The organism is Streptomyces chilikensis, assembly GCF_001642695.1.
GTDB classification, from domain to species: Bacteria; Actinomycetota; Actinomycetes; order Streptomycetales; family Streptomycetaceae; genus Streptomyces; species Streptomyces chilikensis.
This window is the reverse complement of sequence record NZ_LWCC02000005.1, coordinates 3,596,916-3,616,590: the sequence shown is the minus strand read 5'-3', so window position 1 is coordinate 3,616,590 and position 19,675 is coordinate 3,596,916. Positions and strand designations below refer to the sequence as shown.

19 protein-coding genes are annotated in these 19,675 nt (G+C 73.4%); 6 read left to right on the top strand and 13 right to left on the bottom strand.

The features are described from left to right. Positions 1-79 precede the first annotated feature (79 nt). From hisF to hisD, 8 genes are read right to left on the bottom strand one after another with little or no spacing between them, the layout of a single operon-like run. Positions 80-835, bottom strand: a complete 756-nt coding sequence (hisF, locus tag A2U95_RS16145; protein ID WP_166023156.1) for an imidazole glycerol phosphate synthase subunit HisF — start codon at positions 833-835, stop codon at positions 80-82. 40 nt (positions 836-875) lie between these two features. Further along, on the bottom strand, positions 876-1,271 hold the full coding sequence (locus tag A2U95_RS16140; protein ID WP_166023154.1) for a RidA family protein: 396 nt from the start codon (positions 1,269-1,271) through the stop codon (positions 876-878). Next, on the bottom strand, positions 1,268-1,993 hold the full coding sequence (gene priA / locus A2U95_RS16135; protein ID WP_166023152.1) for a bifunctional 1-(5-phosphoribosyl)-5-((5-phosphoribosylamino)methylideneamino)imidazole-4-carboxamide isomerase/phosphoribosylanthranilate isomerase PriA: 726 nt from the start codon (positions 1,991-1,993) through the stop codon (positions 1,268-1,270). Before priA ends, A2U95_RS16140 begins: the two co-directional genes overlap by 4 nt. 2 nt (positions 1,994-1,995) lie before the next feature. Further along, the gene (gene hisH, locus A2U95_RS16130; protein ID WP_166023150.1) at positions 1,996-2,637 is read right to left on the bottom strand and encodes an imidazole glycerol phosphate synthase subunit HisH; all 642 of its coding nucleotides are present in this window, start codon (positions 2,635-2,637) and stop codon (positions 1,996-1,998) included. A gap of 4 nt (positions 2,638-2,641) precedes the next feature. After that, a complete protein-coding gene (locus tag A2U95_RS16125; RefSeq protein ID WP_166023148.1) occupies positions 2,642-2,797 on the bottom strand; it encodes a hypothetical protein in 156 nt (51 codons plus the stop codon). Positions 2,798-2,802: 5 nt separating this feature from the next. Then, positions 2,803-3,396: an imidazoleglycerol-phosphate dehydratase HisB gene (hisB, locus tag A2U95_RS16120; RefSeq protein WP_166023146.1), complete on the bottom strand. Its 594-nt coding sequence runs from the start codon at positions 3,394-3,396 to the stop codon at positions 2,803-2,805. Beyond that, positions 3,393-4,559, bottom strand: coding sequence for a histidinol-phosphate transaminase (locus tag A2U95_RS16115; RefSeq protein ID WP_166023144.1), 1,167 nt, complete (start codon positions 4,557-4,559; stop codon positions 3,393-3,395). Before A2U95_RS16115 ends, hisB begins: the two co-directional genes overlap by 4 nt. After that, positions 4,556-5,881, bottom strand: a complete 1,326-nt coding sequence (gene hisD / locus A2U95_RS16110; RefSeq protein ID WP_166023142.1) for a histidinol dehydrogenase — start codon at positions 5,879-5,881, stop codon at positions 4,556-4,558. Before hisD ends, A2U95_RS16115 begins: the two co-directional genes overlap by 4 nt. Positions 5,882-6,102: 221 nt before the next feature. Here hisD and A2U95_RS16105 point away from each other — a divergent pair, with 221 nt between their 5' ends. The 3 genes from A2U95_RS16105 (at position 6,103) to ybaK (ending at position 9,136) form a co-directional block, all read left to right on the top strand. After that, complete coding sequence (locus tag A2U95_RS16105) at positions 6,103-7,698, top strand: oxidoreductase (RefSeq protein WP_166023140.1); 1,596 nt, start codon at positions 6,103-6,105, stop codon at positions 7,696-7,698. A 69-nt stretch (positions 7,699-7,767) separates the two neighbouring features. Continuing rightward, positions 7,768-8,508 (top strand): LON peptidase substrate-binding domain-containing protein, encoded by a 741-nt coding sequence (locus A2U95_RS16100; protein WP_166023138.1) that lies wholly within the window; start codon positions 7,768-7,770, stop codon positions 8,506-8,508. Between the two features lie 127 nt (positions 8,509-8,635). Beyond that, positions 8,636-9,136, top strand: coding sequence for a Cys-tRNA(Pro) deacylase (ybaK, locus tag A2U95_RS16095; RefSeq protein WP_166023136.1), 501 nt, complete (start codon positions 8,636-8,638; stop codon positions 9,134-9,136). 301 nt (positions 9,137-9,437) lie between these two features. On the opposite strand, the gene A2U95_RS16090 is transcribed toward ybaK, so the two are convergent. The 4 genes from A2U95_RS16090 to A2U95_RS16075 form a co-directional block, all read right to left on the bottom strand. Further along, the gene (locus tag A2U95_RS16090) at positions 9,438-10,271 is read right to left on the bottom strand and encodes an AAA family ATPase (protein ID WP_206282894.1); all 834 of its coding nucleotides are present in this window, start codon (positions 10,269-10,271) and stop codon (positions 9,438-9,440) included. A gap of 34 nt (positions 10,272-10,305) precedes the next feature. Continuing rightward, positions 10,306-11,148, bottom strand: coding sequence for an ABC transporter permease (locus A2U95_RS16085; protein WP_206282893.1), 843 nt, complete (start codon positions 11,146-11,148; stop codon positions 10,306-10,308). 40 nt (positions 11,149-11,188) lie between these two features. After that, positions 11,189-12,160 (bottom strand): ABC transporter ATP-binding protein, encoded by a 972-nt coding sequence (locus tag A2U95_RS16080; RefSeq protein WP_166025276.1) that lies wholly within the window; start codon positions 12,158-12,160, stop codon positions 11,189-11,191. A gap of 142 nt (positions 12,161-12,302) precedes the next feature. Continuing rightward, positions 12,303-13,568 (bottom strand): NYN domain-containing protein, encoded by a 1,266-nt coding sequence (locus A2U95_RS16075; protein ID WP_166023134.1) that lies wholly within the window; start codon positions 13,566-13,568, stop codon positions 12,303-12,305. Positions 13,569-13,807: 239 nt separating this feature from the next. Between A2U95_RS16075 and A2U95_RS16070 the strand changes: the two genes are divergently transcribed. Next, on the top strand, positions 13,808-13,975 hold the full coding sequence (locus A2U95_RS16070) for a hypothetical protein (RefSeq protein ID WP_166023132.1): 168 nt from the start codon (positions 13,808-13,810) through the stop codon (positions 13,973-13,975). A 100-nt stretch (positions 13,976-14,075) separates the two neighbouring features. Here A2U95_RS16070 and dnaE read toward each other — a convergent pair whose 3' ends face one another. Then, the gene (dnaE, locus tag A2U95_RS16065) at positions 14,076-17,615 is read right to left on the bottom strand and encodes a DNA polymerase III subunit alpha (RefSeq protein WP_166023130.1); all 3,540 of its coding nucleotides are present in this window, start codon (positions 17,613-17,615) and stop codon (positions 14,076-14,078) included. A 178-nt stretch (positions 17,616-17,793) separates the two neighbouring features. On the opposite strand from dnaE, the gene A2U95_RS16060 reads away from it, so the two are divergent. Continuing rightward, positions 17,794-18,480: a hypothetical protein gene (locus A2U95_RS16060; RefSeq protein WP_166023128.1), complete on the top strand. Its 687-nt coding sequence runs from the start codon at positions 17,794-17,796 to the stop codon at positions 18,478-18,480. A 133-nt stretch (positions 18,481-18,613) separates the two neighbouring features. After that, positions 18,614-19,435: a thioredoxin domain-containing protein gene (locus tag A2U95_RS16055; protein WP_166023126.1), complete on the top strand. Its 822-nt coding sequence runs from the start codon at positions 18,614-18,616 to the stop codon at positions 19,433-19,435. The last annotated feature ends 240 nt before the right edge of the window (positions 19,436-19,675 follow it).

The window sequence follows — 19,675 nt, the reverse complement described above, 5'->3', positions numbered from 1 at the left end:
ACGACCGCCCGCGCCGCCGGGGCGGCCGGGGGGCGGTCGCCCGCGGGCACGGGGCGGGCCGGCCGCCGCCGGGCCGGGGTCAGCGGACGGGGTGGCCCGCGGAGCGCAGCGCCGACTTGACCTCGCCGATGCGCAGGTCGCCGAAGTGGAAGACGGAGGCGGCCAGCACGGCGTCCGCGCCCGCCCCCACCGCGGGGGCGAAGTCCTCCAGCCGCCCCGCGCCGCCGGAGGCGATGACCGGCACGGTCACGTGCTTGCGCACCGCGGCGATCATCTCCAGGTCGTACCCGTCCTTCGTCCCGTCCGCGTCCATGGAGTTGAGCAGGATCTCCCCCGCCCCCAGCTCCGCCGCCCGGTGGGCCCACTCGACGGCGTCGATGCCGGTCCCGCGCCGGCCGCCGTGCGTGGTGACCTCGAAGGACCCGCCCTCCGTGCGCCGCGCGTCGACCGACAGCACCAGGACCTGGCGCCCGAACCGCTCGGCGATCTCCCGGATGAGGTCGGGACGCGCGATGGCCGCCGTGTTGACGCCCACCTTGTCCGCCCCGGCCCGCAGCAGCTTGTCGACGTCGTCGGCCGTGCGCACGCCGCCGCCGACGGTCAGCGGGATGAACACCTGCTCCGCGGTGCGCCGCACCACGTCGTAGGTGGTCTCCCGGTCGCCGGAGGAGGCGGTGATGTCCAGGAAGGTCAACTCGTCGGCGCCCTCGGCGTCGTAGACCTTCGCCATCTCCACCGGGTCCCCGGCGTCGCGCAGGTTCTGGAAGTTGACGCCCTTGACGACCCGGCCGTTGTCGACGTCCAGGCAGGGGATGACTCGGACCGCCAGGGTCATGAATCCACGGCTCCTTGAAGAAACGGTTGAAGAACAGCAGTCACGCGCGGTACGCCTCGAGTTCCACCTCGACCAGGATCCGCGGATCGACGAACCCCTCGACGACCACCAGCGTCGTCACCGGCCGTACCGTGCCGAAGACCTCCTGGTGGGCGCGGCCCACCGCCTCCACGTCCCGGCGGTGGGTGAGGTAGAGGCGCGTACGGACCACGGACCGGGCGCCGAGCCCGAACTCCTCGAGGGCGCGCAGTCCGTTGGCGATGGCGGCACGGGTCTGCTGGTAGGGGTCCCCCTCACCGGTGAGCACCCCGCCCCGGAAGGCGGTGGTGCCGCCCACCAGCACCCGGTCGCCCGCCGCGACGGCGCGGGCGAAGCCGATCTCCTCCTCCCAGGGGGTGGGTTCCGGACTCTGCACGCGCCGCACGGCATCGGTCATCGGGAAACGGCCTCCAGCGCCTCTTCCAGGGTGAACGCCTTGGCGTAGAGCGCCTTGCCCACGATGGAGCCCTCGACGCCGAGCGGGACCAGCTCGGCGATGGCGCGCAGGTCGTCCAGCGAGGAGACCCCGCCGGAGGCGACCACCGGCCGGTCGGTGCGGGCGCAGACGTCCTTGAGCAGCTGCAGGTTGGGGCCCTGGAGCGTGCCGTCCTTGGCGATGTCGGTCACGACGTACCGGGCGCAGCCCTCGGAGTCCAGGCGGGCCAGGGTCTCCCAGAGGTCGCCGCCGTCACGGGTCCAGCCGCGGCCGCGCAGCGTGGTGCCGCGCACGTCCAGGCCGACGGCGATCTTGTCGCCGTGCTCCGCGATGATCTTGGCGACCCACTCGGGGTCCTCCATCGCGGCGGTGCCGATGTTGACGCGGGTGGCGCCGGTGGCGAGGGCGGCGGCGAGCGAGGCGTCGTCGCGGATGCCGCCGGAGAGCTCCACCTTGATGTCCATGGCGCGCGCCACCTCGGAGATCAGCTCCCGGTTGTCGCCGGTGCCGAACGCGGCGTCCAGGTCGACCAGGTGGAGCCACTCGGCGCCGGCCGACTGCCAGGCGAGGGCCGCCTGCAGCGGGGAGCCGTAGGAGGTCTCGGTGCCGGACTCGCCGTGGACGAGGCGGACGGCCTGGCCGTCGCGCACGTCGACGGCGGGGAGCAGTTCGAGCTTGGCCATGTCTACAGGGTTCCGATCCAGTTGGTGAGCAGCTGCGCTCCGGCGTCGCCGGACTTCTCGGGGTGGAACTGGGTGGCCCACAGCGCCCCGTTCTCGACGGCGGCGACGAACGGCCTGCCGTGGGTGGACCAGGTCACCTTGGGGGCGGCGATCGACGGGTTGTGCGACTCGAGCGACCAGTCGTGGACGGCGTACGAGTGGACGAAGTAGAACCGCTCCTCGGGGTCGACCCCGGCGAACAGTTCGGTGTCCTCGGGCGCCCGGACGGTGTTCCAGCCCATGTGGGGGACGACCTCGGCCTGGAGCGGCTCGACGGTGCCGGGCCACTCGTCGAGGCCCTCCGCCTCGACGCCGTGCTCGATGCCGCGGGCGAAGAGGACCTGCATGCCGACGCAGATGCCCATGACGGGGCGGCCGCCGGCGAGCCGGCGGCCGACGATCCAGTCGCCGCGGGCCTCCTTGAGGCCCGTCATGCAGGCGGCGAAGGCGCCGACGCCGGGAACCAGCAGGCCGTCGGCGTTCATGGCCCTGTCGTAGTCACGGGTGATCTCGACGTCCGCTCCGGTCCGGGCGAGCGCCCGCTCGGCGGAGCGGACGTTGCCGAACCCGTAGTCGAGGACGACGACCTTCTTGGGGCTGCTCATGCTCCTACTTCCAGTACATGACGCCGGCCGCGATGCTCATGGCGGCGCCCGCGGAGAGGACGGCGATCAGGCTCTTCGGCATCTTCTGCCGGGCGAAGGAGATCACTCCGCCGAGCAGGAAGAGGCCCAGGATGATCAGTGCGGTGGAGAGTCCGTTCATCGGGGCTACAGCGCGCCCTTCGTGGAGGGCAGGATGCCCTCGGCGCGCGGGTCGCGCTCGGAGGCGTAGCGCAGGGCGCGGGCCAGGGCCTTGAACTGGCACTCCACGATGTGGTGGGCGTTGCGCCCGTACGGCACGTGGACGTGCAGCGCGATCTGCGCCTGGGCGACGAAGGACTCCAGGATGTGCCGGGTCATCGTGGTGTCGTAGGAGCCGATCATCGGCGCCATGTTCTCCGGCTCGGTGTGCACCAGGTAGGGGCGGCCGGAGAGGTCCACGGTGACCTGGGCGAGGGACTCGTCCAGCGGCACGGTGCAGTTGCCGAACCGGTAGATGCCGACCTTGTCGCCGAGCGCCTGCCGGAAGGCGGCGCCGAGGGCGAGGGCGGTGTCCTCGATGGTGTGGTGGGAGTCGATGTGGAGGTCGCCCTCGGTCTTCACGGTCAGGTCGAAGAGCCCGTGCCGGCCGAGCTGGTCCAGCATGTGGTCCCAGAAGCCGACGCCGGTGGAGATGTCGGTGCGTCCGGTCCCGTCGAGGTCGATCTCGACCAGGACGGAGGTCTCCTTGGTGGTGCGCTCCACGCGCCCGCGGCGGCTCATGCGTTGTGCTCCTCGTTCTTCTTCACGTCGTTTTCGGCCGGCGCGGCGTCCTTGGCGAGCGCGCGTACCGCTTCGAGGAACGCGTCGTTCTCCGCGGGCGTTCCCGCGGTCACCCGCAGCCGCCCGGGGACGCCGTTGTCCCGGACCAGCACGCCGTGGTCGAGGATGCGGCGCCAGGCGGCGTGCGCGTCCTCGAACCGGCCGAACTGGACGAAGTTGGCGTCGGATTCGGTCACCTCGTAACCGAGTCCGCGGAGTTCGGCGACCAGGCGGTCGCGTTCCTTCTTGAGCTGCTCGACGTAGCCGAGCAGGGTGTCGGTGTGCTCCAGGGCGGCGAGCGCCGTGGCCTGGGTGACGGCCGACAGGTGGTAGGGCAGCCGGACCAGCTGCACGGCGTCCACCACGGCCGGGTGGGCGGCGAAGTAGCCGAGCCGCAGGCCGGCGGCGCCGAACGCCTTCGACATGGTGCGGGAGATCACCAGGTGCGGGCGGCCCTCCAGCAGCGGCAGCAGCGAGGCGCCGTGGCTGAACTCCACGTAGGCCTCGTCGACCACCACGATCGACGGCTTGGCGGCCTGCGCGGCGTCGTACAGGGCGAGCACGGCCTCGGCGGGCACGGCGTTGCCGGTGGGGTTGTTGGGGGTCGTCACGAAGACGACGTCGGGCCGGTGCTCCGCGACGGCCTTCTCGGCGGCCTCGACGTCGATGGTGAAGTCGTCGTGGCGCGGCCCGGAGATCCAGCCGGTGCCGGTGCCGCGGGCGATCAGGGCGTGCATCGAGTACGAGGGCTCGAAGCCGATCGCGGTGCGGCCGGGTCCGCCGAAGGTCTGCAGCAGCTGCTGGAGGACCTCGTTGGAGCCGTTGGCGGCCCAGACGTTCGCGGCGCCGATCCGGTGTCCGGCGGCGTCGGGCAGGGCCGTGTCGTTCAGGTAGCCGGCGAGGCGGGTGCGCAGCTCGACCGCGTCCCGGTCGGGGTAGCGGTTGAGGTGGCGGGCGGCCTCGCGGACCCGCTCGGCGATGCGTTCGACCAGCGCGTCGGGCAGCGGGTAGGGGTTCTCGTTGGTGTTCAGGCGCACCGGCACGTCGAGCTGCGGGGCGCCGTACGGGGACTTGCCGCGCAGCTCCTCGCGCACCGGCAGGTCGTCGATACGGATCTCGCTCACTTGGTGCCGGGAACCTTCCAGTCGAAACGTGCCTTGATCGCCGCGCCGTGCGCCGGGAGGTCCTCGGCCTCGGCGAGGGTGACCACGGTGCGCGCCACGTCGGCCAGCGCGTCGCGGCTGTAGTCGACGATGTGGATGCCGCGCAGGAAGGACTGCACGGACAGGCCGGAGGAGTGGCAGGCGCAGCCGCCGGTGGGCAGCACGTGGTTGGAGCCGGCCGCGTAGTCGCCCAGCGAGACCGGGGACCAGGGGCCGACGAAGATCGCGCCGGCGTTGTTCACGCGGTCGGCGACGGCGGCGGCGTCGGCGGTCTGGATCTCCAGGTGCTCGGCGCCGTAGGCGTCGACCACCGTCAGCCCCGCCTCCAGGCTGTCGGTGAGGACGATCGCGGACTGCCGGCCAGCCAGCGCCGGGGCGATCCGCTCGGTGACGTGCTTGCTGGCCTCGACCTGCGGCTTGAGCTCGCGCTCGACGGCCTCGGCCAGCGCCTCGGAGTCGGTGACCAGCACGGCGGCGGCCAGCGGGTCGTGCTCGGCCTGGCTGATCAGGTCGGCGGCGACGTGCACCGGGTCGGCGGTGTCGTCGGCGAGGATGGCGATCTCGGTCGGGCCGGCCTCGGCGTCGATGCCGATCCTGCCGGTGAAGTACCGCTTGGCGGCGGCGACCCAGATGTTGCCGGGGCCGGTGACCATGTCGGCGGGCGGGCAGGACCGGGTGCCGTACGCGAACATGGCGACGGCGGTGGCGCCCCCGGCCGCGTACACCTCGTCGACGCCGAGCAGGGCGCAGGCCGCGAGGATGGTCGGGTGCGGCAGGCCGCCGAACTCCTTCTGGGCGGGCGAGGCGACGGCGAGCGAGGGCACGCCGGCCTCCTGCGCGGGCACCACGTTCATCACCACGGACGACGGGTACACCGAGCGGCCGCCGGGCACGTAGAGCCCGACCCGCTGGACCGGCACCCACTTCTCGGTGACCGAGCCGCCGGGGACGACCTGGGTGGTGTGCGTGGTGCGGCGCTGGGCGCGGTGCACCGCCCGGGCGCGGCGGATCGACTCCTCGAGGGCGGCGCGGACCTCGGGGTCCAGCCGCTCCAGCGCCTCGGTGAGCGCGGCGGCCGGGACGCGCACGGAGTCCAGGCGCACGCCGTCGAACTTCTCGGCGAAGTCGATCAGTGCCGCGTCGCCACGATGACGCACGTCCTCGCAGATCGGCCGCACCTTCTCCAGGGCGGCGGACACGTCGAAGTCGGCTCGGGGCAGCAGGGCGCGCAGGGCGGGGCCCTCGGGGAGGGCGTCGCCGCGCAGATCGATTCGGGAGATCACGACCCCAATTCTCTCAGACCCGCGGAGGGACCGGTGTCACGTATCAGCGGCTGATACGCGCGTCCGGCGGCCGGCGTCCGGCGCGGCGGTCCCGTCGGCCGTACGGCGGAGAAAGTTCACCGTCACGCAAGGTGTTCATATGGTCACGTTCGGGCATGACCCGCAGTAACACCGATGAACGCGGGACCACCAGCGTGTGTCCGGAGGAGGGTGTGAGTGCCGTGACCGAGAATGGCGCCGTCTTCCCCGACGGAGAGATCCGCGCCGAGGGCCTGCCCGGGGACCTGACGGCGGTGGAGTCGGGGATGTGGCAGGCGTTCCGCGACGGCAGCGTTTACGACCTGCGTCGCGGCGATCCGCTGGTGGACGATCCGCACGGGCGCCGTCCCTGGGGTCCGGAGCGCACCGTCCGCGCCCGCGTCGTCTGCTGGCTGCTGCTGGACGGCCCGCCCGCGCTGGCCGGCCGGGTGGCGGCGCTGAAGCTGCTGGGGGTGCGGGTCGCCGGCCCGCTCGACCTGGCGGGCGGCACGGTCGAGCCCTACGTGGAGATGCAGGACTGCCGGTTCGACGAGGAGGTCCTGCTCCCGGAGACCAGGTTCACGACCGTGCGGCTGGAGAACTGCGCGGTTCCCCGGCTGGAGGCGGCCCGCCTGCACACCGAGGGCGACCTGCACCTGCCGCGGTGCCGCTTCGCCCGCGGGATCCGCCTCTCGGACGCCCGCATCGGCACCGATCTGCTGCTCAGCCAGGCGGTGGTGGGACACGACCGGCACGGGCGCTCGCTGTCCGCGGACGGCATGACGGTGGGGCAGGACCTCCAGGCGGACCTGCTGGAGTCGCACGGCGAGCTGGGGCTGCGCTCCGCCGAGGTCGGCGCCTCGCTGAGCCTGCGCGGGGCACGGCTGGCCAACCCGTACGCGCGGTTCGCCCTCAACGCGCCCCAGCTGACCGTGGGCCGCGCCCTCTACCTGACGCCCGCCGGGATCGGCACGGGGCAGCCCGGCGGCGTCACCCCGGCGCGCGGCATCCGTGTCCAGCCGTTCGAGTGCCTGGGCGGGGTGCGGCTGGACGACGGGCGGTTCGGCGACTCGGTGGACCTGCGGGCCGCCCGGTTCGACCTGAGCTCCGAGCAGGAGCTGTCGCTGCGCCGGGTGCAGACGCCGGAGCTGCGGTTCCTGCCGGTGCGGCCGCGCCGGGGCCGGGTGGTGCTGTCCGGTGCCCGGGTGGGCAATCTGGTCGACCGGGCCGAGAGCTGGCCGGGGCCGGGCCGCCTGCACATGGGCGGGTTCGCCTACGAGAACCTGGTCCCGCAGGGTCCGTTCACCCTGGCGCAGCGTCTGGACTGGCTGGCCGCGGCGACCCCCGAGTACAGCCCGGAGCCGTACGAGCTGCTGGCCACCGTGCTGCGCGGGGGCGGGGAGGACGAGGACGCCCGGGAGGTGCTGCTGGCCAAGCAGCGCCGCCGCCGGGAGACCCTGCCCCCGGCGGCCAAGGTCTGGGGGTACGCGCAGGACATCGCGGTCGCCTACGGCTACCGCCCGGCACGGGCGGCGGTGTGGATGGCCGTCCTGTGGGCGGCGAGCACGCTGCTGTTCTCCCGGGCCGATCCGAAACCGGCCCGGGGGGACGAGCACCCCTCCTGGAGCGCGGCGCTCTTCTCCCTGGACCTGCTGCTGCCGGTGATCGACCTGGGGCACGCCACGGCATGGCACCTGCACGGTGTCTGGCAGTGGCTCGCCTCCGTGCTGATCATGCTCGGCTGGGGGCTGGCCACGGCGGTGGCCGCGGGGGCCACCCGCCTCCTGGGGCGGCACTGACCGCCTCCCGGTGACCGGGCACCGGACGCGGCGCGGGCCCGGCCGCCGGGCGCATTAGGCTTTTGCGCCGTGACCACCCTGCGGCTGCCGCTGTTTCCCTTGAACATGGTCCTGTACCCCGGGCTCGTGCTTCCTCTGAACGTCTTCGAGGAGCGCTACCGCGCCATGATGCGCGACCTGCTCCTGGTGCCCGAGGAGGCGCCGCGCCGGTTCGCCGTGGTCGCCATCCGGGACGGCCACGAGGTGGCCCCCAGCGCTCCCGGCATGCCGGACCCGACGGCGCTGCCCGAGCGCGGCCCGGGCGCCGGTTTCGCCCCGGACCCGGCGCACTCCTTCCACGCGGTGTGCTGCGTGGCCGACGTGGCGACGATCCGGGAGCGCGACGACGGCACCTACGAGGTGCTGGCCACCGGCACGAAGCGGGCCAGGCTGCTCTCGGTGGACGCCTCCGGGCCGTACCTCACGGGCGAGCTGGAGGAGCTGCCCGAGGAGGAGGGCGACGGGGCGGGGGCGCTGGCGGAGGGCGTGCTGCGGTCCTTCCGGCAGTACCAGAAGCGGCTGGCGGGCGCGAGCGAGCGGTCGCTGTCCACCGCCGCCGAACTGCCGGACGAACCGTCGGTGGTGTCGTACCTGGTGGCGGCGGCCATGGTGCTGGACACGCCGACCAAGCAGCGGCTGCTGCAGACCCCGGACACGGCGTCCCGGCTGCGGGACGAGCTGCGGCTGCTGCGGCGGGAGGCGTCGATCATCCGGAGCCTGCCGTCCCTCCCGGCCGGCGACCTCACCCGGGTCCCGACCAGCCTCAACTGACGGCCCGCGGCGGCGCGGACCGGCCTCCGGACACCGCCGCCCTCCCGGCGGGCCCCGCACTACGCTGCGGACCGGCTCGCCCCGGTCCCCACCGGCTCCGGCGGCCCCCTCGGCGGAAGACAGGAAGATGGCGAAGAAGTCGAAGAAGCAGCAGTCCGGCGGAACGCCCGCCACGGTCGCCCTGACCGAGGCCGGGGTGCCGTTCACCGTGCACGCCTACGAGCACGACCCCTCGCACCCCTCGTACGGCGAGGAGGCCGCCGAGGCGATGGGGGTCCCGCCGGACCGGGTGTTCAAGACGCTCGTCGCGGACGTCGACGGCTCCCTGGTGGTGGCCGTGGTGCCGGTGGCCGGGTCGCTGGACCTGAAGGCGCTGGCCGCCGCGGTGGGCGGCAAGCGGGCGGCGATGGCGGACCCCGCCCTGGCCGAGCGCACCACGGGATACGTGCGCGGCGGGATCTCCCCGCTGGGCCAGCGCAGGAAGCTGCCCACGGTGCTCGACGCGTCCGCCGAGGGGCACGACACGATCTGCGTCTCGGCCGGACGGCGGGGCCTGGAGGTGGAGCTGGCCCCCGCGGACCTGGCGTCGCTCACCTCCGCGGTGTCCGCCCCGATCGGGCGGGCCTAGGCCCGGTCCGGCGGGTCGTGCGCGGAGGTCGGGGAGCCCGTCAGGCGCTCCCCCCACGTTCCCGTCCTCGCTCGGGCGGGGCCCCCACCGGCGTCGTCGCCGGTGGGCGACGCTCCGCGCCGCCTCCCCTCCGCCTCGCGGCCGCGCCCACCGGGCCCCGGCCGGGCTGCTCGCAGGGCGACGGCGGCGAGAGCCACGCGTCCGCCGGACAGGCCCCGGCCGTCGGCCGTGCCCGGCCGTGCGGGCGGCCGGGGCCGCCCTCGCCCCACCGGGGTCCCGGGCGGTCGCGGTGCCTCCCGCCTCACTCGCGGCCGCGGGCGGGCTCCTCGGCCCCGTCCGTGTGCTCCGTCCCGCCGTGCTCCGTGCCGCCGTGCTCCGTCCCGCCGTCGGCCTCCGTCCCGCCGTCGGCCGGGTCCGCCTCGTCGCGCGGCACCAGCAGGGCCGTCAGCACCAGGTGCACCAGCAGGGCCACCACCGGCCAGACCACCAGGGCGCTGACCGCGTGGAGCTCCAGCGGGGCGTCGAACCGCACGCCCTCGCCCACCTCGCGGGCACGGGCCGCCACGTCCTGGGCCGGGCCGAGCGAGACGCCGGTCTGCCAGGCCACCAGCGACCCGAACAGCCCGCCGGCGCACAGCCCGGCCACCACCGGCACGCCGCCCCGCCGCGCCGGCAGGAAGACCGATCCGGCGCTGAGGAGCCCGAAACCGGCGGCGAGCAGGGTGAACGTTCCGTCCGCGCCGACCGCCTGCTCGCCCTCGATCTCCGCGAGGTAGGCGACCCACCTGCCGTCGGCCACCTCGCCGACCAGCGGCACCCGCGGCGCCAGCCAGGCCCAGAGCAGCCCCAGCAGCAGTCCCGCGGCCGTGAGCGCGCCGACGACCAGCGCGGCCTGGCGCAGTTCGGCGCGCAGGCCGGGGCCGCCCTCCAGGTAGGCCCGCAGCGCGGAGCGGGGGGCGAACAGGCGGGAGCCGCCCACCCGCTCGCCGGCCGTCGCGCCGCCGGAGCCGTCGCCCCGCGCGGCGGACCGCGCCCCGTCGGGGGCCGGGGCGGCGTCGTGCGCCGTGGCCCCCTGCGTCGTGGCGTCGTGGGACTCGGACTGCGGGTGCGGGGGAGGAGTCAGGGGTGCGCTCACCCTGACATCGTGCCAGGCGCCGGCGGACGGCGCGTCACCGGACGGCGGCCCTGCGGTAGGCCCAGGTGGCCACCGCGAGCGAGACCACGCCGACGGCGGCGCAGACGGTGAGGTCGCCGAGCACCCGTGTCCAGTCCGGCCGCGCCCCGAAGGAACGGGTGAACGCCTCCACCGCGTAGGTGGACGGCAGCAGGTCCCGGGCCAGGGCGATCGCCTGCGGCATCCGGGAGGCGGGCAGCACGCCCAGCAGGAGCGCCCCCGACATGCCGAGCTGTCCCAGCAGGGTGGCCAGCTCGGGCCGGGGCGCGAGGAGCCCGCAGGCCGCCCCGAGCCCGGCCAGCGCGGCCCCGGCGAGCGGGATGACGGCGGCCAGCACCCACAGGTGGGTGAGCGGCAACCCGAACAGCAGGCACCCGAAGACCGCCGTGACCACGGTCCCGGGCACGGTGAACGAGGCGTAGGCGGCCGCCGCGCCCAGCACCACCGCGGCGGGCGGCACCGGCAGGGTGGCGTAGTGGTCGAGTCCGCCGCTGGCCCGCAGCTGCCCGAAGTACTGGGAGAGCAGGTTGAGCGCGACGAAGGCGACGACCAGCACGGAGGAGCCCGCGACCACGGCCCGCGCCTCGGCGCCGCCGTCCACCACGCCGCGCATGAGGATCATGATGCCGACGGACTGGAAGGTGGCCACGAAGAGCAGCGGGATCCGCGCCACCCGCGCCCGGGAGAGCTGGGCCCGGTAGACGGCGCCCAGGGCCGGCCACAGCCGGGCGCGCGGCCCCAGCTCGGCGACGGCCGCCCGGGCGGCGGTCCCCGCCCGCGGGGCCGCGGCCGGCGCCGGAACCGTGCCCGGCAGGGTCTCGGCGGGTACGACGCTCACAGGCTGCTCCTCATCGTCCACACGGTCGTCCACGCGCGCCTCACGCCTTCACCAGCCCTCGGGCCTCGCCGCCGAGCGCCAGGTAGACGTCCTCCAGGCTCGGCGTGGCCAGGGTGAAGTCGTCCAGGGCGGCGAACGCGGCGCCGCCGGTGACCGCGCCGACGGCGGCGCGCGCCTCATCGGGGGCGAGCCGCAGCGTCCAGCGGCGGCCCGCCTCGACGGCCCGGCCGCGCAGCGCGGCCACCTCGGGCACGTGCAGCGGCGCCCTCTCCCGCCAGACGAGGTCGACGCGGACCTCGTCGGCGACGCGTTCCTTGAGCCCGGCGGGCGAGTCGCAGGCGATGACCCGGCCCCGGTCGAGCACGGCGACCCGGTCCAGCACGGTCTCCGCCTCGATGACGTTGTGGGTGACCAGCAGGACCGTCGTCCCGCGCTCGGCGCGGCGGCGGTCGACGGCGGACCAGACGGCGCGGCGGGCGACCGGGTCCATGCCGGTGGTGGGCTCGTCGAGGACCAGCAGCGGGCGCTCGCCGACCAGGGCGGTGGCGAAGCAGGCGAGCCGGCGCTGGCCGCCGGAGAGGGTGCGCAGCGGGCGCCCGGCGATGGGCCCGAGGCCCAGTTCGCCGAGGACGGCGTCGCGCTCGGCGCGGGCGGTGCGGGCGTCCAGGCCGCGCAGCCGGCCGGTGGTCTCGGCGGCGAGCGAGACGGTCAGCTCGTCGAGGGCGGTGGACTCCTGGCCGAGGTAGGCGAGGATCCGCGAGGCGCGCTCGGGGTGCCGGACGATGTCGTGGCCGTAGAGGGTGACGCTGCCGCGGTCGGGCCGCATCAGGCCGGTGATCTGCCGGACCAGGGTGGACTTGCCGGCGCCGTTGGGGCCGAGCAGGCCGAAGATCTCGCCCCCGCGGACGTCCAGGCGGACCGCGTCGGTGGCCCGCACCTCGGGCGTGCCGGGCGCGCCGCGGCGGCTCCGCCCGGCCGGGTAGGTCTTGGTGAGGTCACGCACCGCGCACACGACCTCGGAGCGCGGGGACGGCGGTGCGGGGCGTTCGTTCACGAGGGATGAGCCTACGGGGTGCCCGACTCGGCCCGAAATCCAACCCCGCCGCCCCGGGAGCGCCTCCCCGGTCCGGTCCGGCCGTCCCGGGAGCGCCTCCTCACTCGGCCGCGGCCGGGCGCTCCGCGCCGGTGTGGGTGTCGACCTCCCGCCAGAAGCCCGCCCGGATGGCGTAGCGGTCGTGTTCGTCGATCTGGTCGTCCTTGTGCGTGAGGAGGCCGAAGCGGGCCGCGTAGCGCAGGAGTTCCCCGTCGATGCGGTGCGGGATGCGGGGGTACTCGGCGGAGAGCTTGACCAGGCAGGAGGGATCGGTGACGCGCTGGATCCAGCGGCGGGCGAAGACCTGGCCGACCTCGTAGGCGTCGCCGCCGACGCTGGTGATGTCCTCCTCGTGATCGGCCCACCGCTGCTCGGCGCTGGTGAGCTGGGCGAGGGTGGGCAGGGTGGCGGCCTCCGGCGACTCGGGCGGGGTGCCGGGGCGCTCGACCCAGCCGCGGTCGGAGGACCAGCGCAGGGTGGCGGTGGTGGCGGGCTGCGGAGCGGACGCGGTGGTGGCCTGCGGGACGGGGGCGCGCAGCGCGGCCAGGTCCTTGGGCGTGGGGACGCCCTTGGACGCGGGCATCCGGTCGGGGCCGCCGTTCCCGCCGCCGTTGAGACCGCTGCCGTTGACGGGGCCGCCGTTGACGGGGGCCGGGTGGGCGGTGTCGTGGGCGGTGGCCTGCCGGTCGCCCTGGGGGTGCGGTTCGCCGGGCGGGGCGGAGAGGATGGCGGCGATCTCGGGGCGCGGCGCGGGCTGCGGGGGGCAGGCTCCGGCGAGGTCGCGGGCGCGGACGGCCCGGGTGATCCAGGAGCGGTCGAGCACGCGGCGCTCGTCGGCCTCGGCGACCAGGTCCTCGGACTGGTTGTAGTTGTTGTCGGCGGCCTGCACGGCCCACAGGTGGACGGCGACGCCGTGCTCCTTGGCGGACATCATCCCGGGCAGCAGGTCGCCGTCGCCGGTGACCAGCACGATGTCGGAGCAGGCGCGGTTGCGGGCGAGTTCGGTGAGCTCGGCGTGCATGGCCGCGTCGACGCCCTTCTGCGCCCAGCGCCCGTCGGAGCGGGTGAGGGCGCCGAGGCGGACGGTGACCCTGGGCATCACGCGCAGTCTGCGGTGTTCGGGCTGCGGGACCCGGTCGGGGGCGCCGTCGAACCAGTAGATGCGCAGCAGGGGTTGCCGCGTGTCGGCCTCCGCGCGTTCCCGCAGCCCTTGGATCAGGGCGGCGTGGTCGACGCTGATGCGGGACCGCGAGGGCTCTCCGGCGAGGAGGCTGGCGGCGGCACCCAGCAGATATCCGGCGTCCACCAGGACGATGCAGCGGTCCACGCGGTCACCCTCTTTCCTCTGTCCGGGGAGGTGTGCTTCGGGCTCGCTTCGAGTCTGCCCCAGCCCGGGGGTCCGGACGGCCCGAACTCGATCTTCGGCGTGGCGTTTGCACGGGCCGGGCCGGCCGCTCCCCAACGCCCCTGTGACGCACGGTAGTCGTCCGACATGCGTGCGTGAGCGCCGTGTGTGAGTCTGAATCCGGCTCTGGCACACCGATCCCCCACAGGAGGAAGATCACCATGGCCAAGAACAAGAACACCCGCAAGCCGGCCCAGCGCGCCGCGCGGTCGGACCGCCCGCAGCAGCGCTCGGACGAGGCGGTCCCGCAGCACCAGCCGACGATCGCGCAGGTTCAGGGCAGCCCGGCGGACGTCGCGCGCAAGCAGCGCCGCTTCGGCCACAACTGACGCGCGCCTCGCGCTCCGAGGGGCCTGCCCGGGTTCGCCGACGCGGACTCCGGGGCGGGCCCCTGACGCGTCCGCGGGACGGCCGGCCGGCCCGTGCGGGTCAGCCCGTGAGGCAGGACGGGCCGAGGAGCACCTTGAGGTCGCCGTAGAGCGCGGGGTCGGGCTTCACCCGGTGCCGGTCCAGCCGCAGCACCGTCGTCTTGCGCGGTCCCTGCAGCTTGATCCGGACCTCGCTGTCGCCCCTGTGGCTGGAGAGGATCTCCCCGAGGCGGCTCACCATCGGCGGGGTGACCTTGAGGGCGGGGATGGTGAGGACGACGGGCGCGTTGGTCCCGGCGTTGGACAGGTCGGGGACCATCAGCTCCATGGCGACCAGCCGCGGCACGTCCTCCCGCTTGTCGAGACGGCCCTTGACGAAGACGACGGCGTCCTCGACGAGCTGGGTGGAGACCAGCTGGTAGGTGGCGGGGAAGAACATGCAGTCGATGGAGCCGGCCAGGTCCTCCACGGTGGCGATGGCCCAGGCGTTGCCCTGCTTGGTCATCTTCCGCTGGATGCCGGAGATGATGCCGCCGATGGTGACGACGGCGCCGTCCCCGTAGTCGCCGCCGGTGAGCTGGGCGATGCCCGCGTCCGCCTTGTCGGCGAGGACGTTCTCCAGGCCGAAGAGCGGGTGGTCGGAGACGTAGAGGCCGAGCATCTCCCGCTCCTGGGCGAGCAGGTAGGTCTTGTCCCACTCGTCGGTGGCGAACTCGACGTCCAGCCCGAAGCCCGGCTCGTCGGCGCCCTCGTCGCCCATGCCGCCGAAGAGGTCGAACTGCCCCTCGGCCTCCTTGCGCTTGACCTGGACCACGTTGTCGATCATCGGCTCGTACTGGGCGGTCAGGCCCTTGCGGGTGTGCCCGAGGGAGTCGAAGGCGCCGGCCTTGATCAGCGACTCGGTGGTGCGCTTGTTGCAGACCACGGCCTCGACCTTGTCGAGGTAGTCGGGGAAGGAGGAGAACTTCCCCTTGGCCTTGCGGGTGCGGATGATCGAGTCGACGACGTTGGATCCGACGTTGCGCACCGCGGACAGGCCGAAGAGGATCACGTCGTCGCCCTGGGCGGCGAAGTTGGGCTCGGACTCGTTGACGTTCGGCGGGAGCACCTTGATGCCCATGCGGCGGCACTCGTTGAGGTAGACCGCCGACTTGTCCTTGTCGTCCTTGACCGAGGTGAGCAGACCCGCCATGTACTCGGCCGGGTGGTTGGCCTTGAGGTAGGCGGTCCAGTAGGAGACCAGGCCGTAGGCGGCGGAGTGCGCCTTGTTGAACGCGTAGCCGGCGAACGGGACCAGCACGTCCCAGAGCGCCTGGATGGCCTCGTCGCTGTAGCCGTTCTTGCGGGCGCCGGCCTGGAAGATGGTGAAGTTCTTGGCCAGTTCGTCGGGCTTCTTCTTGCCCATCACGCGGCGGAGGATGTCGGCCTCGCCGAGCGAGTAGCCGGCGATGATCTGGGCGGCCTTCTGCACCTGCTCCTGGTACACGATCAGGCCGTAGGTGACGCTCAGGACCTCCTTGAGCGGCTCCTCCAGCTCCGGGTGGATCGGCGTGATCTCCTGCTGGCCGTTCTTGCGGAGCGCGTAGTTGATGTGCGAGTTCATGCCCATCGGGCCCGGCCGGTAGAGGGCCGAGACGGCGGAGATGTCCTCGAAGTTGTCGGGCTTCATCATGCGCAGCAGGGAGCGCATGGGGCCGCCGTCGAACTGGAAGACGCCGAGGGTGTCGCCCCGCTGGAGGAGCTCGAAGGTCTTGGGGTCGTCGAGCGGGAGGCCCAGGAGATCGATGTCGATCCCCTTGTTGGCCTTCACCATCTTGACGGCGTCGTCCATGATCGTCAGGTTGCGCAGGCCCAGGAAGTCCATCTTCAGCAGGCCGAGCGACTCACAGCTCGGGTAGTCCCACTGCGTGATGGTGACGCCGTCGGAGTGCCTGACCCACACCGGGACGTGGTCGGTGATGGTCTCGCTGGACATGATGACGCCGGCGGCGTGCACGCCCATCTGCCGGACCAGGCCCTCGACGCCCTTGGCGGTGTCGATGACCTTCTTGACGTCGGGCTCGTTCTCGTACATCCCGCGGACCTCGCCGGCCTCCGAGTACCGGGGGTGGTTCGGGTCGGTGATGCCGGAGAGCGGGATGCCCTTGCCGAGGACGTCGGCGGGCATCGCCTTGGTGATGCGGTCGCCCATCGCGTACGGGTAGCCGAGCACGCGGGCGGAGTCCTTGATGGCGTTCTTCGCCTTGATGGTGCCGTAGGTGCCGATCATGGCGACCTTGTCGGCGCCGTACTTCTCGGTGACGTACCGGATCACCTCGACGCGCCTGCGCTCGTCGAAGTCGATGTCGACGTCGGGCATGGAGACGCGCTCGGGGTTGAGGAAGCGCTCGAAGATCAGGCCGTGCGGGATCGGGTCGAGGTCGGTGATGCCCATCGCGTAGGCGACGATCGAGCCGGCCGCGGAGCCCCGGCCGGGGCCGACCGCGATGCCGTTGCTCTTGGCCCAGTTGATGAAGTCGGCGACCACGAGGAAGTAGCCCGGGAACCCCATCTGGATGATGACGTCCATCTCGTAGTCGGCCTGCTTCTGCCGGTCCTCGGGGATGCCGCCCGGGTAGCGGCGCTCCATGCCGCGGCGGACCTCCTCCTGGAACCAGGTGACCTCGGTGTAGCCCTCCGGGATGTCGAACTTCGGCATCAGGTCGCGCTTCTCGAACATCCCGGTGGTGTCGATCTGCTCGGCGACCAGGAGGGTGTTGCGGCAGCCCTCCTGCCAGGCGTCGGAGGAGTCGATGGCGTACATCTCGTCCGTCGACTTCAGGTAGTAGCCGGTGCCGTCGAACTTGAAGCGGTCGGGGTCGGAGAGGTTCTTGCCGGTCTGGATGCACAGCAGCGCGTCGTGGGCGGTGGCCTCGTGCGCGTAGGTGTAGTGGGAGTCGTTGGTGACCAGCGGCGGGATGCCGAGTTTCTTCCCGATCTCCAGGAGGCCGTCGCGGACCCGGTGCTCGATGTCGATGCCATGGTCCATCAGTTCCAGGAAGTACCGGTCCTTGCCGAAGATGTCCTGGTAGTCGGAGGCCGCCTTGAGCGCCTCGTCGAACTGGCCGAGGCGCAGGCGGGTCTGGACCTCTCCGGACGGGCAGCCGGTGGAGGCGATCAGGCCCTCGGACCACCGGGAGATGGTCTCCTTGTCCATCCGGGGCCACTTCTGCAGCCAGCCCTCGGCGTAGGCGTCGGAGGAGAGCCGGAAGAGGTTGTGCAGGCCGGTGGCGTTCGCCGCCCAGATGGTCTTGTGGGTGTAACCGCCGGAACCGGAGACGTCGTCGCGCTTCTGGTGCGGCTGGCCCCACTGGATCTTGCGCTTGTTGCGCCGCGACTCGGGGGCGACGTAGGCCTCGATGCCGATGATCGGCGTGATCCCGGCCTTCTTCGCGGTGTGGAAGAAGTCGTACGCGCCGTGCAGGTTGCCGTGGTCGGACATGGCGATGTGCGTCATGCCCATCTCCTGGCAGGCCTGGAACATGTCCTTGAGCCGCGCGGCACCGTCCAGCAGCGAGTACTGGGTGTGGACGTGCAGGTGCGTGAAGGGCGGCTTCGACACGGGTGGGGCCTCCTGGGGAGCACGGGTCGGGGGGTGCGCGTGATCCGGGTTGTCGGTATCGAAGTCTATGCCCCCGGGCCGACAGGCCGGGGCATCGGGAACCTTCCCGGCAGGGCGCGGTGACCGCCGCCACCTTTTACCAGTTCTTTAACCTCGGGCGTGTCAGACTCTCCGCGAGATGGACATGTCCGGGACCCCCCTCAGAGCCGCGCGCGCGGTGCTCTTCACGGCGCTGGCCGTGACCGTAGGCACCGCGTCCCACGTGCTGCTCTCGGGCGCGCCGCTCCCGGTGTCCACGGTGGCGGCGGTCTGCGCCGTCGTCTTCGTGGCGGCGTACGCGCTGGCCGGGCGGGAGCGCCGCTTCGGCCCGATCGCGGCCCTGCTCGTCCCCCTGGAACTCGCCGCCGACACGGTCTTCACCGCCGGCCAGCACGCCTGCTACGGCGCGGCCGGCGGACCGGTGGCCGGCCCCCTGCACTCCGTCGGCCTGGACCTGCTCTGCGGCGGGACCCCGGTGGGCGGTCCCCTGGCGCGGGCCGCCGGGGCCCCGGAGGGGGCGGCGGCACTGCTGGCCGGGAGCGGCCCGGGCACGGCCTGGGCGCTGCTCGCCTGCCACGTCGGGGTGGGGCTGCTGGCCGCCGCCTGGCTGAGCCGCGGCGAGCAGGCGCTGGCCCAGGTGCTGCGCGCCGTCGCCGCGACCACCTTCCGCCCGTTGCTGGTGGCGTTCGCCACCGTCTCCGCGCGCGCCGTCCCCGTCCCGCGGACCGCGGCCGGGGCCGCCCCGGCCGCGGCGCCCCGGATCCGGTACCTGGTGCGCTCCCTGGGACTGCGCGGGCCGCCGTCCCCCTCCGCCGCCGCGGCCTGACCCGCACGGCCCTCCCGGGACCGGACGGCGTCCCCGCCACGACACCCGCAGCGCCCGCACCCGCGGGGCCCGCGCGGCACGCGCGCGTGCGCTTCGACCTCCCCCACCTCTCGACATTTCTTCTGGAGAACCCATGAGCCAGCGCAACTCCCAGGCCGCCAAGACCGCCGCCCGCGAGCGCCTGCGTCAGGAACGCGAGCGCGAGGCCAAGCGCGCCAAGGCCAAGCGTCAGGTCGTCGTCGCCGTGTCCGTCGTGGCCGGCCTCGCCATAGCCGGCGGCGTCGCCTACGGCATCGCCCAGGCCAACAAGCCCTCCGCGTGGGAGGCGGCCGAGGACGCCAAGCTGGTGGCGCCGGCCAACACCAGCGGCAAGAACGGCCTCGACGTGGTCATCGGCAAGGGCGGCGAGAAGACCCTGGCCGTGTACGAGGACCCGCGCTGCCCGGTCTGCGCCGCCTTCGAGCAGACCGTCGGCGAGACGCTCAGGAAGGGCATGGAGGACGGCCGCTACAAGGTCCAGTTCGTCGGCGCCACCTTCCTGGACGGCAACCTCACCGGTGAGGGCTCCCGGAACGCCCTCAGCGCCCTGGGCGCCGCTCTGGACGTGAGCCCCGAGGCGTTCCTGGACTACAAGTCTGCGATCTACTCCGCCGAGTTCCACCCGGAGGAGTCCACCGACAAGTTCGCCGACGACGACTACCTCATCAAGATCGCCAACTCGGTGGACGCGCTCAAGGGCAACAAGGACTTCGAGAAGGACGTCAAGGAGGGCACCTTCGACAAGTGGGCCCTGGAGATGGACGAGAAGTTCGACGCCGACGGCAAGAAGTACGGATTCGGCGGGACCCCCTCCCTCGTCATGGACGGCAAGCTCGTCACCGACAGCGGCGGCCAGAACGCCCCGATGTCCGTGGAGGAGTTCGACAAGGCCATCGAGACCGCCCTGAAGGGCTGATCCCACCCGGCCTCCCGGCCGGTGGCCGAACAACGCCCCAAGAGCGGGCGAACTCTTGCGAGTTCGCTCGCTCTTGCATGTACGCGTCAGTAGCCTCCGGCCCATGAGCCGACAGAGACCGACCTCCGACGCCTCCGCCCCCGCCCTCCCCTTCGCCCCCAGCCGCCGCACGGTGGTCAAGGCCGCCGCGGCCGGCGCCGCGCTGGCCGCGCCGCTCGCCACCGCGCCGCCGGCCCGGGC

Bases quoted from the DNA above. Each gene is read 5' to 3' on its own strand.
- hisF (WP_166023156.1), bottom strand. From the start codon at position 835: ATGACCCTGGCGGTCCGAGTCATCCCCTGCCTGGACGTCGACAACGGC.
- A2U95_RS16140 (WP_166023154.1), bottom strand. From the start codon at position 1,271: ATGACCGATGCCGTGCGGCGCGTGCAGAGTCCGGAACCCACCCCCTGG.
- priA (WP_166023152.1), bottom strand. From the start codon at position 1,993: ATGGCCAAGCTCGAACTGCTCCCCGCCGTCGACGTGCGCGACGGCCAG.
- hisH (WP_166023150.1), bottom strand. From the start codon at position 2,637: ATGAGCAGCCCCAAGAAGGTCGTCGTCCTCGACTACGGGTTCGGCAAC.
- A2U95_RS16125 (WP_166023148.1), bottom strand. From the start codon at position 2,797: ATGAACGGACTCTCCACCGCACTGATCATCCTGGGCCTCTTCCTGCTC.
- hisB (WP_166023146.1), bottom strand. From the start codon at position 3,396: ATGAGCCGCCGCGGGCGCGTGGAGCGCACCACCAAGGAGACCTCCGTC.
- ybaK (WP_166023136.1), top strand. From the start codon at position 8,636: ATGGCGAAGAAGTCGAAGAAGCAGCAGTCCGGCGGAACGCCCGCCACG.
- A2U95_RS16070 (WP_166023132.1), top strand. From the start codon at position 13,808: ATGGCCAAGAACAAGAACACCCGCAAGCCGGCCCAGCGCGCCGCGCGG.
- A2U95_RS16060 (WP_166023128.1), top strand. From the start codon at position 17,794: ATGGACATGTCCGGGACCCCCCTCAGAGCCGCGCGCGCGGTGCTCTTC.
- A2U95_RS16055 (WP_166023126.1), top strand. From the start codon at position 18,614: ATGAGCCAGCGCAACTCCCAGGCCGCCAAGACCGCCGCCCGCGAGCGC.